The sequence below is a fragment of the Pseudomonas sp. AP19 genome, assembly GCF_001728855.1.
Taxonomy (GTDB): domain Bacteria; phylum Pseudomonadota; class Gammaproteobacteria; order Pseudomonadales; family Pseudomonadaceae; genus Aquipseudomonas; species Aquipseudomonas fluorescens.
Genome location: NZ_LXJP01000035.1, coordinates 26,311 through 41,529 on the forward strand (window position 1 = coordinate 26,311; position 15,219 = coordinate 41,529).

Annotated in this window: 14 protein-coding genes; 9 read left to right on the forward strand and 5 right to left on the reverse strand. The window is 62.7% G+C overall.

Going from position 1 to position 15,219, the window contains the following annotated elements:
- The first annotated feature begins 146 nt into the window (after window positions 1-146).
- Together A7D21_RS22085 and A7D21_RS22090 are read left to right on the forward strand one after the other, a co-directional pair.
- Window positions 147-3,530, forward strand: coding sequence for an ATP-binding protein (locus A7D21_RS22085; protein WP_069552697.1), 3,384 nt, complete (start codon window positions 147-149; stop codon window positions 3,528-3,530).
- Window positions 3,505-4,170: a response regulator gene (locus A7D21_RS22090; RefSeq protein WP_053256610.1), complete on the forward strand. Its 666-nt coding sequence runs from the start codon at window positions 3,505-3,507 to the stop codon at window positions 4,168-4,170. The genes A7D21_RS22085 and A7D21_RS22090 overlap by 26 nt, the downstream gene beginning before the upstream one ends.
- Window positions 4,171-4,290: 120 nt before the next feature.
- On the opposite strand, the gene A7D21_RS22095 is transcribed toward A7D21_RS22090, so the two are convergent.
- Entirely contained in the window at window positions 4,291-5,121 is an 831-nt protein-coding gene (locus A7D21_RS22095; protein ID WP_069552698.1) for an IclR family transcriptional regulator, read from the reverse strand.
- Between the two features lie 242 nt (window positions 5,122-5,363).
- Between A7D21_RS22095 and A7D21_RS22100 the strand changes: the two genes are divergently transcribed.
- The 7 genes from A7D21_RS22100 to A7D21_RS22130 are packed head-to-tail and all read left to right on the forward strand — an operon-like array spanning window position 5,364 to window position 11,802.
- Window positions 5,364-6,392, forward strand: coding sequence for an ABC transporter ATP-binding protein (locus tag A7D21_RS22100; protein ID WP_069552699.1), 1,029 nt, complete (start codon window positions 5,364-5,366; stop codon window positions 6,390-6,392).
- Window positions 6,389-7,234, forward strand: a complete 846-nt coding sequence (locus A7D21_RS22105) for an ABC transporter permease (protein ID WP_053256613.1) — start codon at window positions 6,389-6,391, stop codon at window positions 7,232-7,234. Before A7D21_RS22100 ends, A7D21_RS22105 begins: the two co-directional genes overlap by 4 nt.
- Before the next feature lie 4 nt (window positions 7,235-7,238).
- Window positions 7,239-8,033, forward strand: a complete 795-nt coding sequence (locus A7D21_RS22110) for an ABC transporter permease (protein ID WP_069552700.1) — start codon at window positions 7,239-7,241, stop codon at window positions 8,031-8,033.
- Window positions 8,033-8,323, forward strand: coding sequence for a (2Fe-2S)-binding protein (locus tag A7D21_RS22115; RefSeq protein WP_069552701.1), 291 nt, complete (start codon window positions 8,033-8,035; stop codon window positions 8,321-8,323). The genes A7D21_RS22110 and A7D21_RS22115 overlap by 1 nt, the downstream gene beginning before the upstream one ends.
- Window positions 8,320-9,663, forward strand: coding sequence for an NAD(P)/FAD-dependent oxidoreductase (locus A7D21_RS22120; protein WP_069552702.1), 1,344 nt, complete (start codon window positions 8,320-8,322; stop codon window positions 9,661-9,663). Before A7D21_RS22115 ends, A7D21_RS22120 begins: the two co-directional genes overlap by 4 nt.
- The gene (locus tag A7D21_RS22125) at window positions 9,660-10,757 is read left to right on the forward strand and encodes an FAD-binding oxidoreductase (RefSeq protein ID WP_069552703.1); all 1,098 of its coding nucleotides are present in this window, start codon (window positions 9,660-9,662) and stop codon (window positions 10,755-10,757) included. Before A7D21_RS22120 ends, A7D21_RS22125 begins: the two co-directional genes overlap by 4 nt.
- A 13-nt stretch (window positions 10,758-10,770) precedes the next feature.
- The gene (locus A7D21_RS22130; RefSeq protein ID WP_069552704.1) at window positions 10,771-11,802 is read left to right on the forward strand and encodes an ABC transporter substrate-binding protein; all 1,032 of its coding nucleotides are present in this window, start codon (window positions 10,771-10,773) and stop codon (window positions 11,800-11,802) included.
- Window positions 11,803-11,841: 39 nt separating this feature from the next.
- Here A7D21_RS22130 and A7D21_RS22135 read toward each other — a convergent pair whose 3' ends face one another.
- The 4 genes from A7D21_RS22135 to A7D21_RS22150 form a co-directional block, all read right to left on the reverse strand.
- Complete coding sequence (locus tag A7D21_RS22135) at window positions 11,842-12,327, reverse strand: hypothetical protein (protein WP_141718255.1); 486 nt, start codon at window positions 12,325-12,327, stop codon at window positions 11,842-11,844.
- A 100-nt stretch (window positions 12,328-12,427) separates the two neighbouring features.
- On the reverse strand, window positions 12,428-13,267 hold the full coding sequence (nadE, locus tag A7D21_RS22140) for an ammonia-dependent NAD(+) synthetase (RefSeq protein WP_069552705.1): 840 nt from the start codon (window positions 13,265-13,267) through the stop codon (window positions 12,428-12,430).
- 1 nt (window position 13,268) lies between these two features.
- Window positions 13,269-14,486 (reverse strand): nicotinate phosphoribosyltransferase, encoded by a 1,218-nt coding sequence (gene pncB, locus A7D21_RS22145; RefSeq protein ID WP_053256621.1) that lies wholly within the window; start codon window positions 14,484-14,486, stop codon window positions 13,269-13,271.
- A gap of 11 nt (window positions 14,487-14,497) precedes the next feature.
- Window positions 14,498-15,145 (reverse strand): nicotinamidase, encoded by a 648-nt coding sequence (locus A7D21_RS22150; protein WP_053256622.1) that lies wholly within the window; start codon window positions 15,143-15,145, stop codon window positions 14,498-14,500.
- Window positions 15,146-15,219: the final 74 nt, after the last annotated feature.

Here is a 15,219-nt window from a genome sequence, read left to right on the forward strand (position 1 = left end):
AGCCGGCTTGCCTGCGATGGCGGTGTATCAGGCTGCATCTGCAGGGGTTGACCCAGCGCTGTCGCAGGCAAGCCAGTGCCTACATTTTGAATCGGGGGCATGGAACTTGCTCATTTAAACTTGCCCACTCTGCGGAGCCTCCCACCGTGCACCCCACCCCTGGCACTCAGCGCATCGTCAAGATCCGCCGCGACTACAACACCTGGGTCGCCGACGAGACCATGGAAGACTATGCTCTGCGCTACACGCCAAAATCCTTTCGCAAATGGTCGGAACTGCGCATCGCCAACACCGCCCTGGGCGCCGTGTCGTTCCTGGCGCTGGAAGCCATCGGCGGTGTCCTGGCCTTGAGTTACGGCTTCACCAACACCTTTTGGGCGATCCTCGCGATCAGCCTGGTGATCTTCCTCACCGGCCTGCCCATCAGCTATTACGCGGCGCGTTACGGCGTGGACATGGACCTGCTGACCCGCGGCGCCGGCTTCGGCTACATCGGCTCAACCATCACCTCGCTGATCTACGCCAGCTTCACCTTCCTGTTCTTCGCCCTGGAAGCGGCGATCATGGCCCTGGCGCTGGAGTTGTATTTTCATATCCCGTTGGCCATCGCCTATGTCATTTGCTCGCTGCTGGTGATTCCGCTGGTGGCCTACGGCGTCACCCTGATCAGCCGCCTGCAACTGTGGACGCAACCGGTCTGGCTGCTGTTGCTGGTGCTGCCCTACGGCTTCGTGTGGTGGAAGAACCCCGATGCCTTCAGCGACTGGACCAGTTTCGTCGGGCGCAGTGGCGACGGCGGTGGTTTCAACCTGTTGGCGTTCTGCGCCGCCTGCACGGTGGCGCTGTCGCTGGTGACGCAGATTGGCGAACAGGTCGACTACCTGCGCTTTCTGCCGGAAAAAACCGCCGCCAACCGCAAACGCTGGTGGGCCGCGCTGCTCTGTGCCGGGCCCGGCTGGATCATCCCCGGGGCGTTAAAAATGTTTGCGGGCGCCTTCCTGGCCTTCCTTGCCCTGCAACATGAAATCCCCATGGAACGCGCCGCCGAGCCGACCCAGATGTACCTCGTCGCGTTCCGCTACGTGTTCAGCTCGCCGGAATGGGCGCTCGGCGCGATGGTGCTGTTCGTGTTCATCTCCCAGATGAAGATCAACCTGACCAACGCTTACGCCGGCTCCCTGGCCTGGTCGAACTTCTTCGCCCGCGTGACCCACAGCCATCCCGGCCGCGTGGTGTGGCTGGTGTTCAACGTGGCGATTGCACTGATGCTGATGGAGCTCGGCGTGTTCGATGTCATCGACCAGGTGCTGGGGCTCTACGCCAATATCGCGATTGCCTGGATCGGCACGCTGGTGGCCGACCTGGTCATCAACAAGCCCTTGGGCCTGTCGCCCCAACACATCGAGTTCAAGCGCGCCCACCTCTATGACATCAACCCGGTGGGCGTCGGCTCAATGCTGATCGCTTCATTGCTGTCGATCCTCGCCCACTTCGGTGTGTTCGGCGCACTCGCCCAGGCCGCGCCGCCCTTCGTCGCGCTGGGCACTGCGCTGATCATGGCGCCGCTGTTGGCCTGGCTGACCCGAGGCAAGTACTACATCGCCCGCACCAGTGATGTCCAACTGATTCATCCGGTGGCGCCTGCCACCCACGCGGTCTGCGGCCTGTGCAGCAACCCGTTCGAAACCGCCGACATGGCGTTCTGCCCGGCCTACAGCACGCCCATCTGCTCACTGTGCTGCTCGCTGGATGCTCGTTGCGGTGATCGCTGCAAGCCCCACGCCCGGCTGGTCAGCCAGTTTGAAAGCGCATTGCGCTGGCTGTTGCCGAACACGTTGATGCCCCGCCTGCATACCCGGCTGGCACATTATCTGGGGTTGTTATTGGTTCTGGTGCTGCTGCTCGCGGGGGCCCTGGCCCTGATCTACGTTCAGGCTGCCAAGGGGGTGCCGCATTCAGAGACGCTGTATCAGGCGTTCTTCAAGGCGTTTCTCACGCTCTCGGTACTCGCTGCCGTACTCGCCTGGTGGGTGGTGCTGACCCGCGAAAGCCGGCGTGTCGCCCAGGAAGAATCCGACCGCCAGACCCTGCTTTTGATGCAGGAAATCGACGCCCACAGCCTCACCGACCAAGCCCTGCAACAGGCCAAGGAAGCCTCCGAAGCGGCAAATGCCGCCAAGAGCCGCTACGTCACCGGGCTGTCCCACGAACTGCGCACGCCGCTCAACAGCATCCTCGGTTTTACCCAAATACTGCAGCGCGACAACGCTATGCCCGAGCAGCATCAGGACGCCCTGGCGACCATCCTGCGCAGCGGCTCGCACCTGTTGTCGCTGATCGACGGCCTGCTCGACGTGGCCAAGATCGAGGCCGGCAAGCTGCGCCTGGAACTCACCGAAATCCCCTTCCCGGAGCTGATTCACGACCTGGAGCAGATGTTTACTCCGCAGGCGCAGGACAAGGGCCTGCGCTTTCGCCTCGACTGCGTGGGCAAGATCCCGGCCGTGGTGCGTGGCGATGAAAAGCGCGTGCGGCAGATCCTGATCAACCTGCTGGGCAACGCGGTGAATTTTACCGACAGCGGTGAGGTGTGCCTGCGGGTCAGCTACATGCGCGAGACCGCCAATTTTGAAATCATCGACACCGGCATCGGGATTGATCCGGAGCAGATCGAACGGATTTTCCAGCCGTTCGAACGCGGCGATTTAATGCGCCAGGACAAGGGCGTGGGCCTCGGGCTGACCATCACACGCATGCTCACCTCGTTAATGGGCGGTGAACTGCGGGTCTCCAGCGAACTCGACAAGGGCACGTGCTTCCAGGTGCGGCTGTTTCTTTCCCAGGTGCGCGCGCCGCAAGCGGTGGTGCATGTGGAGCACGACATCATCGGCTATCAGGGTGCGCGCCGACGCATCCTGGTGGTGGACGACCACGTCGACCATCGCAAGGTGCTGAGCGGCATGCTCACCCCCTTGGGTTTTGAAGTGATCCAGGCCAGTAACGGCCAGGAGGCGATTCGCCAGGTGGCGTTGCTGGCACCGGACTTGATCCTGATGGACTTGTCGATGCCGACGCTGGATGGCTTGGAAACCAGCCGTTTGATCCGCCGCAACGCGCTGTCCAGCGCGCCGATTATTGTGATCTCGGCCAACGCCTTTACCGACGACCGCGAACGCAGCATCGCCGCCGCCTGCAATGACTACCTGGCCAAGCCGGTGCGCACCCCGGAGCTGCTGGGGCGCCTGCAACAGCATCTGCAGTTGCAGTGGTTACGCCGCACCAAGACCTCCAGGGCGCCGGCGCCGCCCAGGGTCCTGCCCAGCCCTGAAGACCTCGCCGCGCTCGCCGAACTCAGCGCCATCGGCTATGTGCGCGGCCTACACGACAAACTCGACAAGATCCTTGAACACCGCCCGGACACTGAAGCATTCATCAGCAAAGTGCGCGGTTTGCTCAAGGGTTTCCGCCTGGATGAACTCAACCGAACCCTCAAGGAGGCCGAAGATGAATGCACTCACCCGCAGCACTGAACCCGGCGTGGTGCTGATCGTCGACGACACCCCGGACAACCTCGCCATGCTCTCCGATGCACTCGACGACGCCGGCTACATGGTGCTGGTCGCCCTCGACGGCCTCAGCGCACTGAACCGCGTGCAACGACGGCGCCCGGACCTGATCCTGCTGGACGCGATGATGCCCGGCCTGGATGGCTTCGAAACCTGCCGGCGGCTCAAGGCGCAGCCCGCCAGCGCCGACATCCCGGTGGTGTTCATGACCGGGCTGACCGACAGCAAGCATGTGGTGCAGGGCTTTGAAGTGGGCGGCAGCGACTATGTGACCAAGCCGATCCAGACCGACGAAGTATTGGCACGGGTGGCAGCGCATTTGCGCACCTCACGCATCTTGCTCTCGGCACGGGCGGCGACGCAGCCGAGTGTGCTGACCCTGGAAGACGCGCCGGCGCAGCGGCTGTTGTCGGCCAGGTTCCAACTGACCGAGCGCGAGGTGGAAGTGCTGCGCTGGGTGGCGTGCGGCAAGACCAATCGGGATATCGGCGATATTTTGGGGTTGAGCCCCAGGACGGTGAACAAGCACCTGGAGCATGTGTACGTGAAGTTGGGGGTGGAGACTCGCACGGCCGCGACGTCCGTGGCCCTAGCGGCGATCTGAACACGGTGGGAGCGGGCTTGCTCGCGAAAGCGGTGTGTCAGTTGACCTATCCATAACTGATCTATCGCATTCGCGAGCAAACCCGCTCCCACACGGGTGCTTCATCGTGGCGCAGATAGGTTACCCACCGAAGGTCTGCGACGGCCTGCGCAGGGTCGGATCAAACGGGTTGATCCTCGGCCCAATCGCCGCCGCTTCGCGCTTGAGCAACTCAACCACCATTGGCAAGCGGCTCGGCCCCAACCGATCACTGATGGTCGCCACACTCAGCGCCGCCACCGCATGCCCGTCCCGATTCAGAATCGGCACCGCCACCCCCGCCATGCCTTCCAACACCCCGGTATTGCGCGCTGCATAGCCCAGGCGCCGTACGTTCTCGACCTCCGAGCGCAGCAGCACTTCGTCATACAGGTGAAAGTCCTTGAGGCGTGGCAGGTTGTAGCGAATCACCGTCTCACGCTCTTCCTCCGGCAAGAACGCCAGAATCGCCAAGCTGCCCTGCCCCACGCCCAACGCCACGCGCCCACCGATATCGCCGGTAAACGTACGGATCGGATAGGGCCCCTCGCTGCGGTCCAGGCAGATCGCATCAAAGCCGCTGCGCGCGAGCAGGAACAGCGAATCGCCGAGGGAAGCACTCAGGCGCAACATGCTCGGCCGTACCAGGTCGCGCAGGTTGCCGGTCTTGCCCGCGTTGGCTGCCAGCGCGAAAAACTCCAGGCTCAGGCGATAGCGTTTGCTGCGTGCGTCCTGCTCGACCATGCCTTCGTCCATCAGGCTGCGCAGCAGGCGGTGGGTGGTGGGTTGGGACAAGCCGACCTGTTGCGCGAGTTGGGTCACCCGTTCGCCGCCTTCCGGCACCTCGCCCAAGGTGCGCAGCAGCGCGAACAGCCGAGACACGCCGCCCGCACCGACTTCTTTACTGGTTTCATTCCGCTCAGTGGAATCCATAAGGCTAAACCCAGGCATAAATTCTAGTGAATGAATAAAACTGAAAATAATAGTCCATTCAGTGAAATTCCATCTTTCGCCCATCCTAGTCTTCGTCCTAATCTGCGTCCACAGGGGCGAAATGAACAACAAATGGCAGCCGACTCGAGATCGAGCGCCAACGCACCCGCAACACTCTTTTCGCATCTGCCCAAAACAAAAAAGCGCGTTTCGACGCGACTCAAAAAAGGTGGAACGCAGACATGGCATTTCTCCAACTCAACGCCTTGAGCAAACGCTACGGCGCCGTCGACGCGGTGGTCGCTACCGACCTTGCGGTGGAAAAAGGCGAGTTCGTTTCCCTGCTCGGCCCCTCGGGATGCGGCAAGACCACCACCCTGCAAATGATCGCCGGTTTCGTCGACGTGAGCGGCGGGCAGATTCTGCTCGACGGGCGTGACATCACCCACGCTAAGCCCGCCAGCCGTGGCCTGGGTGTGGTGTTCCAAAGCTACGCGCTGTTCCCGCACATGACCGTGCGCGACAACGTCGCCTTCGGCCTGAAGATGCGCAAAGTGCCGGTCGCCGAGATCGCCAGCAAAGTCAAAACCGTGCTCGAACTGGTGCGCCTGGCGCCCCACGCCGAGCGCTACCCGCGTGAACTGTCCGGCGGCCAACGCCAGCGTGTGGCCCTGGCCCGCGCCTTGGTGATCGAGCCGCCGGTGTTGCTGCTCGACGAACCGCTGTCCAACCTTGACGCCAACTTGCGCGAAGAAATGCAGTTTGAAATTCGCCGCATCCAGTGCGCCGTGGGCATCACCACCTTGATGGTCACCCACGACCAGGCCGAAGCGCTGTCCATCAGCGACCGCGTGGTGGTGATGCAGGCCGGGCGCGTGACCCAGATCGACGCGCCGTACAACCTGTATGAGCACCCGCGCACGCGCTTCATCTCGGATTTTGTCGGCAAAGCCAACCTGCTGCCGGGCGACTATGACGAACTCGGCGCCCCCCAGGTGCGTTGCATCAGCGGCGCAGGTGAACTGACCCTGAGCCTGCGCCCGGAAAAAATCACCCTGGTGGACGCCGGCGCCGGGCGCGTGCAAGGCAAGGTCCTCGACAGTTACTTCTTCGGCAGCCAATGGCTGTACCGCGTCCATACCCCTCTGGGTGAAATCACCGTGGTGCGCAGCAACGACGGCAGCGCGCCGCTCGCTTGCGGCGCGGCGGTGGGCCTGGACTGGCACGCCGGCCTGCTGCGCTTGTTGGCGGCGGATGAGGTGCGCGCATGAGTCGGGGTTATGTGTTGTCGTTACCGGCCCTGGTGCTGTTTACCGGGCTGTTGATCCTGCCGCTGCTGATGACGCTGGTGCTGTCGTTCAACGTGTTCGACTACCAGGTCGGCGTGAAGGCCGATGAGTGGACCTTCGCGCATTACCTGTCGCTGTTCAGTGACTCGTACTTTTACGAGATCTTCTGGCGCACCTTCTGGATCAGTGCCTTGGTGACCTTGTTGTGCGTGGTCATCGGCGTGCCCGAGGCCTACATCCTCAGCCGCATGGGCACCCCGTGGCGCTCGATCTTCCTGATCCTGATCCTCACGCCGCTGTTGATTTCGGTGGTGGTGCGCGCCTTCGGCTGGAGCCTGCTGCTCGGTGCCGACGGGCTGGTGAACCAGGTGATCCAGGCGCTCGGCGGGCGCCCGGTGAAACTGCTGTATACGCCGTTTGCGGTGATCATCGCGCTGGTGCACGTGATGCTGCCGTTCATGATCATTCCGGTGTGGACCTCGCTGCAAAAGCTCGACCCGTCGGCCGAACAGGCCGCCCTGTCGCTGGGTGCGAGCCAGGCCACGGTCATGCGCAAGATCGTGTTGCCGCAGGTCATGCCCGGCGTGCTCTCGGGCACCCTGATCGTGTTCGGCCTGGCCGCCAGTTCGTTTGCGATCCCCGGCCTGCTTGGCGGGCGCCGCCTGAAAATGGTCGCCACCGTGGTGTATGACCAGTACCTCTCGGAACTCAACTGGCCCATGGGCGCGACCATCGCGGTGGTGCTGCTGTTGGTCAATCTGCTGATCATGCTGAGCTGGAACCGCATGGTCGAAAGCCGCTACAAAAAGTCCCTGGGGGTTTAAGCGCATGTCCAGAAACGGTCCTTTGGCCCTGGGTTTCCACGGTTTGGTGGTGCTGTTCATGATGGCGCCGCTGGTGGTGGTGTGCCTGGTGGCCTTCACCCCCGAAAACACCTTGAGCCTGCCGACGTCGGGCTTCTCCCTGCGCTGGTTTCGCGCGGTGTTCGAGCGTGCCGACTTCATCCAGGCGTTCTATAACAGCCTGATCCTGGCGTTCACCGCCGCGACCCTGGCCACACTGATCGCAGTGCCGGCGGCCTTGGCGATCAGCCGGTATCAATTCCCGGGGCGCAATTTTTTCAGTGCGCTGTTCCTGTCGCCGATCATCATCCCGCACCTGGTGCTGGGGGTGGCGATGCTGCGGCTGTTTGCCTTGATGGGCGTGAATGGCAGCTTCACCTGGCTGATGCTCGCCCACGTGGTGATCATCACGCCGTATGTGCTGCGCCTGGTGCTGGCCGCGGCGATCGGCATTGATCGCAGTGCCGAGCAGGCGGCGGATTCGCTGGGTGCGAGCCGCTTTACGCTGTTTCGTCAGATTACCTTGCCGATGATTTTGCCCGGTGTAGCCGGCGGCTGGTTGCTGGCGTTTATCAACAGCTTCGATGAAGTGACCCTGTCGATCTTCGTCAGCTCGCCGGCCACGCAAACCTTGCCGGTGCGCATGTACGTGTACGCCACGGAGTCCATCGACCCAATGATGGCGGCGGTCTCGGCACTGGTGATTGCGCTGACCGCAGCGACCATGATCCTGCTCGACCGGGTCTACGGCCTGGACCGCGTGCTGGTGGGGAAACATTGATGGCATTGTTCAAACGATTGGCCGAAACCGCGCGCCCTGCCCTGGCCTTCACCCTGGATGGGCAGCCGGCCACGGGCTTGCTGGGCGACACGCTGCTGACCGCCATGCTGACCTGCGCCGATCACCTGCGCGGCAGCGATTTCAGTGCCGAGCGGCGTGCCGGTTTCTGCCTGATGGGCGCCTGCCAGGATTGCTGGGTGCGGCTGGGCGACGGGCGCCGTGTGCGGGCGTGTTCGACGCTGTTGGAAGAAGGCCAGGCGATCAGCCGCGATCCGGGGCGCCAGGCATGAAACCCATCGTGATTGTCGGCGCCGGCCCGGCAGGTATCAGCGCGGCGCGTACCCTGCTCGACCATGGCATCCAGCCTTGTCTGGTGGATGAAAGCCTGCGCGGTGGCGGGCAGATCTATCGGCGCCAACCGGCGAACTTCCAGCGCTCGCCCAAGCAACTTTATGGGTTTGAAGCGCGCAAGGCCGAGGCCGTGCACCGCACCCTGGATGAGCTGGCGCCATTGATCGACTACCGACCGCAAACCCTGGTCTGGAACGCCGAGGACGGTCGGCTGGACATGTTGAATAACCACCGTGCGCAGAGCATCGAGTATGCCCGGATCATTGTCGCGACCGGCGCCACGGACCGTATCCTGCCGGTGCCCGGCTGGACCTTGCCGGGGGTCTACAGCCTGGGCGCGGCGCAAATCGCCTTGAAATATCAAGGCTGCGCCATCGGTGAACGGGTCGCATTGTGTGGCAGCGGGCCGTTGCTGTACCTGGTGGCTTACCAATACGCCAAGGCCGGCGCCAAGGTAGTCGCAGTGCTCGACAGCGCGCCGTTCAGCGCACAGTGCCGTGCATTACCGGCGTTACTCGGGCAACCGGCGACCCTGGCCAAAGGTTTGTATTATCGCGCCTGGCTGACAGCCCATGGCATTCCCGTGCATCAGGGCGCAACGCTCACGCAGATTGACGGCGAACTGCGGGTCACCGGGATTCGCTGGGGTGAGCACCGGTTGGACTGCGACGCCGTGGCCTTCGCCCATGCCTTGCGCAGCGAGACACAATTGGCGGACCTGCTCGGCTGTGACTTTGCCTGGAGCAGCTTGAACCGTGCCTGGTTGCCGCAGCGCGACAGCGCCGGGCGCAGCAGCGTAAACAACGTGTACCTGGCGGGCGACGGGGCCGGCATCATGGGCGCCGACGCCGCGCAAATCGCCGGTGAACGCGCGGCATTGGCCGTGCTGGAAGATTCAGGCAGCACCATCGATCAGCGCCGCGCTGCCCAACTGGAGCAGCAACTGGCAGGCATCCAGCGCTTTCGCCATGGCCTGGAAACCGCCTTCCCCTTTCCTCAACAGTGGGCTGCGCAGGCGCCGGATGCACTGATCCTGTGCCGCTGCGAAGAGGTAAGCGTCGGCGAGGTGCGCGCGGTGGTGGATGAAGGCCATTGGGAACTCAACCGCGTCAAGGCCCATTGCCGGGTCGGCATGGGCCGTTGCCAGGGCCGCATGTGCGGGCTGGCCGCAGCCGAGATTGTGGCCGAGCGCAGTGGTCGAGGGATTGAAAGCGTAGGCCGCCTGCGTGGCCAGGCACCGATCAAGCCGCTGCCGTTTGGCGTGGAGGTGCAACCATGATCGATGTCATCGTACTGGGCGGCGGCATCGTCGGTGCTTCGGCGGCGCGGACGCTGGCACACAAAGGCCAGCGTGTGGCCCTGGTAGAGCGAGATTTCTGTGGCTCTCATTCCAGCGGCGTCAACTATGGTGGCGTGCGGCGCCAGGGGCGGCCGGTGCATCAGTTGCCGTTGTCGCAACGCGCCCATCAGTTGTGGGCCGACTTGCCGGGGTTGATCGGCATTGACGGCGAGTACGTGCGCTGCGGGCATTTGAAATTGGCGCGCAGCCAGGCGGATTTCGCCGCGCTGCAGGCGTATGCCGAGCAAACCCGGGACTTTGACCTGGGCTTGCAACTGCTGGATTACGCGCAATTGCGCGCACGCTTTCCCTGGGTCGGCGATGTGGCGGTCGGCGCGTCACTGTGCCCTGAAGACGGCCATGCCAACCCGCGCCTGGTCTCGCCCGCCTTCGCCCGTGCAGCGCAGCGCCTCGGCGCCTCGGTGTACGAGCAGGCCGAAGTGATTCGCATCGAACATGACGGCCAACGCTTCCACGTGCACTGCGCCAACGGCCTGCACCTGCAAGCAGCCTGGCTGCTCAACTGCGCCGGCGCCTGGGCCGGTCACGTCGCCGAACAGTTCAGCGAGCCGGTGCCGATCACCGCGGCGCACCCGGCCATGCTGGTCACCGAGCCGCTGCCGGTGGTGATGAACGTCAGTACCGGGGTTGAAGGCGGTGGGATATACGCGCGTCAGGTCGCCCGGGGCAATTGCATCCTTGGCGGCGGCCGCGGGTTTGCGCTGGGCCCGCAAACGGCGCGCCCGGGGCAAGCGGCAGTGCTGGAGATTTTGCGCAATGCCGGCGAGTTGTACCCGTTCCTCAAGGGCGCCCAGGCGATCCGCACCTGGAGCGGCACCGAAGGTTACCTCCCCGATCATGAGCCGGTGATCGGCCCAAGCAGCACCCAACCTGGCCTGCTCCACGGTTTCGGCTTTGCCGGCGCCGGGTTCCAGCTCGGCCCCGCCGTCGGTGAAGCCCTGGCAGAGATCGTCTGCGTCGGGGCCAGCCGCCAACCCATCGAAGCGTTTTCCATCCGTCGTTTCCAAGCCTGAGAGGAAAAACTCAATGAACACACGTATCGCGCTGTCCTGCTTGCCCCTCGCACTGCTCGCCTCCATCGCCCATGCTGCGCCGACGCTGTACCTGGGCATGAACGGCGGCACCATGGAACGGGTGTACGCCGACAAGGTGCTGCCCGCCTTCGAAAAAGCCAATAACGTCAAGGTGGTGATCGTGCCCGGCACCTCGTCGGACATCCTCGCCAAGGTCCAGGCCAATAAAGACAACCCGCAGATGCACGTGATGTTCCTCGACGACGGCATCATGTACCGCGCCATCGCCATGGGCCTGTGCGACAAGCTGGCGCCGAGCCCGTCGCTGGAGCAGATCCCGGCCAAGGCGAAAATCAAGCAAGAGGCTGTGGCCGTGACGCTGGGCGTTACCGGCCTGGGCTACAACGCCAAGATGTTCAAGGAAAAAGGCTGGGCCGCACCCACCTCGTGGATGGACCTGGCCGACCCGCGCTTCAAGGACAAAGTGGTGTTCCAGTCCCTCGCCTCCTCCACCTTCGGCCTGCACGGCTTTTTGATGTTCAACCGTATCCAGGGCGGCTCCGAAACCAACGTGGAACCGGGCTTCAAGGCCTGGCCGAAGACCATCGGCCTCAACGTGCTGGAATACATCGCCAGCTCCGCGAAGATCTCCGAGATGGTGCAAACCGATGAAGCCGCGATCTTCCCCCTGACCCCGACTCAAGTCACCACTCAGCAACTGCTGGGCATCCCGATGGAATATGCGCAACCGAAGGAAGGCGCGGTGGTGCTCAACGTGGCCGAATGCGTGATTGCCCGTAATGACCAACCGGAACTGGCGCAAAAACTCGCGGCGTTTTTGTTGACGGCACAAGCCCAGGCGCCGGCGTTGGAGGACGGCGACCAGATTCCGTCGAACCCAACTACACCGACCACCGACAAAACCCGTGCGCGGGTGGAGGCAATGCAGGGTTACCTGCAGACGGCGATTTCAATTGATTGGGACCAGGTCAATCAGGCGCGGCCGGAGTGGAATGCGCGGTGGAGCCGCTCGATCGAACGCTAACCGCAAAGCCAGCAGCGCTCGCGTGATCTTGCGCGAGCGTTACGGGCGGCTCGTGTGGCGCGATTCGGTGGTTGGGTTATGTGAGTACTTCTTCAAGAGCGCTTGAGTGGCAGTTTTGCGCACGCGAATTTCCGCCAGTTTCAGTTGCATGTCTTGATAACGCTGCGTGCTCATCAGAATCAGGCCCAGCAGCGGAAGCACGATACCCAATGCGTAAACCAGCGCGTGGGGCCGGTATTGCAGGGTCGGTGTCACCAGCAGCAGGCAGAAAATGAAATACCCCAGCTGCAAGCCGGTTGCGCAGCTGCGCCCGCGCGCCAGCATCCAATGGGCAAACGCAGAAAAAGCCGTCAAGCCGACAAAGAGGCCCAGGCAGCCTCCGGTTTGCAGCGGCGCGTCCACAGAACACAGGTAGGTCGTTTTAGTCAGCAACGTAACGGTGGCCGCTGAGAACTGGGCCATGAACACCATGGCGGTCATTTCCGGCAAGCATTGGGCAAGACGGTTAATGGTTGACTCCCTCACTCTCTGGCCTCCCCAGTCAAGCCGTGGCACGGACCGAAGCCGCGGGTGTAAAAAACCCAGAGAGTAGTGAGTCGCGTCCTGCAAAAATGTAAGAAAGTTCTTATTTTTTGACGCAGTGGGTGTTGCCGATCGAGTCGGGAACCACCGGCAATGCGCGTTTATGCGCCGTATTGGCATAAGCCCGTTCGACAATCGCCCTCACCCGCGCACTCACCGGTTCGCCCATCAGGTACGCGTCAATCTCTGCATAGGTGCAGCCATACGCCTGCTCATCCGCCTTGCCTGGCGCCAGGTCTTCGAGGTCGGCGGTGGGTTGTTTGTGGATCAGCTCAGCGGGCGCGCCCAGGGCGCTGGCAAGCAGGCGTACCTGGGTTTTGGTCAGGCCTGACAGCGGTGCGAGGTCGCAGGCACCGTCACCGAATTTGGTGAAGAACCCCATCAGTGCTTCAGCGCCGTGGTCGGTGCCGACCACCAGCCCGTTGTGCAGATTGGCCACGGCGTATTGCGCGATCATCCGCGTGCGGGCCTTGACGTTGCCTTTGATGAAGTCGACCTGAGCGGCGCCAGCCTCGGTGGCGGTGAGGCTGGCCATCAGGCCGTCGACACTGGCGGCGATGTTCAACGTGTCGACGTGGTCCGCTGTGATGAAGTTCAGCGAGGCCTGGGCATCACGCTCGTCGGCCTGGGTTTTATAGGGCAGCCGCATCGCGATAAAGCGCGCGGCGTAGCCTTCGCTACGCAATTGCTCCACCGCCAATTGGCACAGACGGCCCGCGGTCAGCGAATCGACGCCGCCGCTGATGCCCAGCACCAGAGCCTTACAGCCGGAGCTGCGCAAGGTGGCCTTGATGAAATCGATGCGCCGCTGGATTTCCCGAGGCTCACCGCCACTGACCAACGCGCGGTTGATGTTCAGTTCCTCAGCGATACGTGCTTGCATGTCACACCTCCACACTGCCCACGTTGAACACCTTCGCCGCGTACTGCAAGAACGAGGCGTCTTCACAGACGTTCTTGATCGGATCATCGGAAAATTTCACCACCGGCTCGCCGTGCACCCGCACCAGCTTCATGACGATGCTCAGCGGTTGCACGCCCTCGACATCGCAGGCCAGGCTGGTGCCCATACCGAAACCGAACCGGGCCTTGCCACGCACGTGCCGCAGGATCGGCAGGCATTTTTCGAAGTTCAGGCCGTCGGAAAACATCAGGTCCTTGGTCATCGGGTCGATGCCCAGTGCTTTGTAGCGCGCCAGGACTTTGTCAGCCCATACGATCGGGTCACCGGAGTCCTGGCGCAGACCGTCGTAAAGCTTGGCGAAGTACAGGTCGAAGTCCTTGAGGAAAAAATCGGTGCTGATGCAGTCGGTCAAGGCGATGCCGAGGCGGCCGCGGTATTCACGCACCCAGTTTTCCAGCGCGGCGTTCTGACTCTCGCGCAAGCGGCCCAGTTGCTGGTGCACCATCAGCCACTGGTGCGCCATGGTGCCGATCAGCGGCAGGTCAAACTCATAGGCCAGGTGCGCGTTGCTGGTGCCGACAAATTGGCCAGGGAAGTCACGGCGCATGATATCGACCACTTCGCGCTGGGCCTTGAATGACAGCCGCCGGCGCGTTGAAAAGTCGGAGACACGCAAGTCGGCCAGCTCATCGCGGCTGAGGTTTTTCTCCAGCCAGTCGAACTTCTGGTAAAGCTTGCGGGTGACGTCTTCGAGGCTTACGTCGGGGTACTTGTCGCGGTTGCGCAGTTCGCTGACCAGCGCCAAAACCGGCTGTTCGAACATGATGCAGTGCAGCATCGGGCCCACCACGCGGATGTTCAGTTGGCCGTCAACCTCGCTGACGTGGATATAGCGCAGATTAAAGCGGAACAACCCCAGAAAACGCTCGTAATCCGCAGTGAGGTATTCGCGAAAGCGTGGGTTGAACAGAAAGCGCAGCTCGCCTTCGCGCATGTGCAGGCCGGCGAGCTTTTCCAGCTCGTCACGCAGTGCCGGGATCAAGTGGCCAAGCTTTTCCGGCGAGCGGACGATGAAGTTGTATTCCACATCGACATTCGGGTGCTGGTGCAATACCGCCTGCATCATGGTGAAGGTGTAGTAATCAGTGTCGAGCAAGCCCTGGATCACCGGGGATTCATAGTCGTACGCACTTTCCATGGTGGTTCTCCTTAACGCGTGGCCATCGCGGCCAGTTCTTCGCGGGTGTTGCTGATCACGGCACCGGCCTTTTGCAATTCACCAACGGCCTGCACGCCGCCCTCCTCGCTGATTGCTCGACACGCAGGCAAGTGCAGGATCACCTCCAGGCCGGCCTTGAGCAGTTGCAACGCGGTGGTCTTGACGCAGTAATCCAGGGCCAGGCCGCCGACGATCACCCGGGTGACGCCGTGGGCGTTCAGATACTCGATAACGCCGGTGGACAGCTTGTCGTGCAAGTCGTGGTAGCAGGCACCGTAGGGGTGCAGATCGGGTTCGACGCCTTTCCAGATGAAGTAGTCGTAGTCATACGGAACGGGTAATTCATCCAGCAATGTAAAACCGTCGGTGCCCGGTACGCAGTGGCTGACCCAGGTGACATCCGCGTGGGCCAGGCCGGTGGGTTGCAGCATCTCGCTGTGCTGCGTGACCACCCAGGGCGCGTGCGGGGTGTGCGCGTCTTTGCTGCCGACACGACGGCCGGCCAGGCTGGCCATGTAGTTGAGTTCAGCGCCGATCTGGTCGCCGCCGGCCACAGGCAATTCGTTGGGGCACAGTGGCGTGAAGCTTTTCTGGGCATCGACGTCGAATGAAGCAATGGCAGTTTTCGAAAGGGGCATGGCAGTTCTCCTGTGGCCTGCAAACAAAAGTACACGTCGTGTACTTTCATTGCAAGAAACATTTATTTGACTAG

Excerpts from the sequence above, each read along its gene's own strand:
- A7D21_RS22090 (WP_053256610.1), top strand. The coding sequence starts at position 3,505 with ATGAATGCACTCACCCGCAGCACTGAACCCGGCGTGGTGCTGATCGTC.
- A7D21_RS22095 (WP_069552698.1), bottom strand. The coding sequence starts at position 5,121 with ATGGATTCCACTGAGCGGAATGAAACCAGTAAAGAAGTCGGTGCGGGC.
- A7D21_RS22100 (WP_069552699.1), top strand. The coding sequence starts at position 5,364 with ATGGCATTTCTCCAACTCAACGCCTTGAGCAAACGCTACGGCGCCGTC.
- A7D21_RS22105 (WP_053256613.1), top strand. The coding sequence starts at position 6,389 with ATGAGTCGGGGTTATGTGTTGTCGTTACCGGCCCTGGTGCTGTTTACC.
- A7D21_RS22110 (WP_069552700.1), top strand. The coding sequence starts at position 7,239 with ATGTCCAGAAACGGTCCTTTGGCCCTGGGTTTCCACGGTTTGGTGGTG.
- A7D21_RS22115 (WP_069552701.1), top strand. The coding sequence starts at position 8,033 with ATGGCATTGTTCAAACGATTGGCCGAAACCGCGCGCCCTGCCCTGGCC.
- A7D21_RS22120 (WP_069552702.1), top strand. The coding sequence starts at position 8,320 with ATGAAACCCATCGTGATTGTCGGCGCCGGCCCGGCAGGTATCAGCGCG.
- A7D21_RS22125 (WP_069552703.1), top strand. The coding sequence starts at position 9,660 with ATGATCGATGTCATCGTACTGGGCGGCGGCATCGTCGGTGCTTCGGCG.
- A7D21_RS22130 (WP_069552704.1), top strand. The coding sequence starts at position 10,771 with ATGAACACACGTATCGCGCTGTCCTGCTTGCCCCTCGCACTGCTCGCC.
- nadE (WP_069552705.1), bottom strand. The coding sequence starts at position 13,267 with ATGCAAGCACGTATCGCTGAGGAACTGAACATCAACCGCGCGTTGGTC.
- pncB (WP_053256621.1), bottom strand. The coding sequence starts at position 14,486 with ATGGAAAGTGCGTACGACTATGAATCCCCGGTGATCCAGGGCTTGCTC.
- A7D21_RS22150 (WP_053256622.1), bottom strand. The coding sequence starts at position 15,145 with ATGCCCCTTTCGAAAACTGCCATTGCTTCATTCGACGTCGATGCCCAG.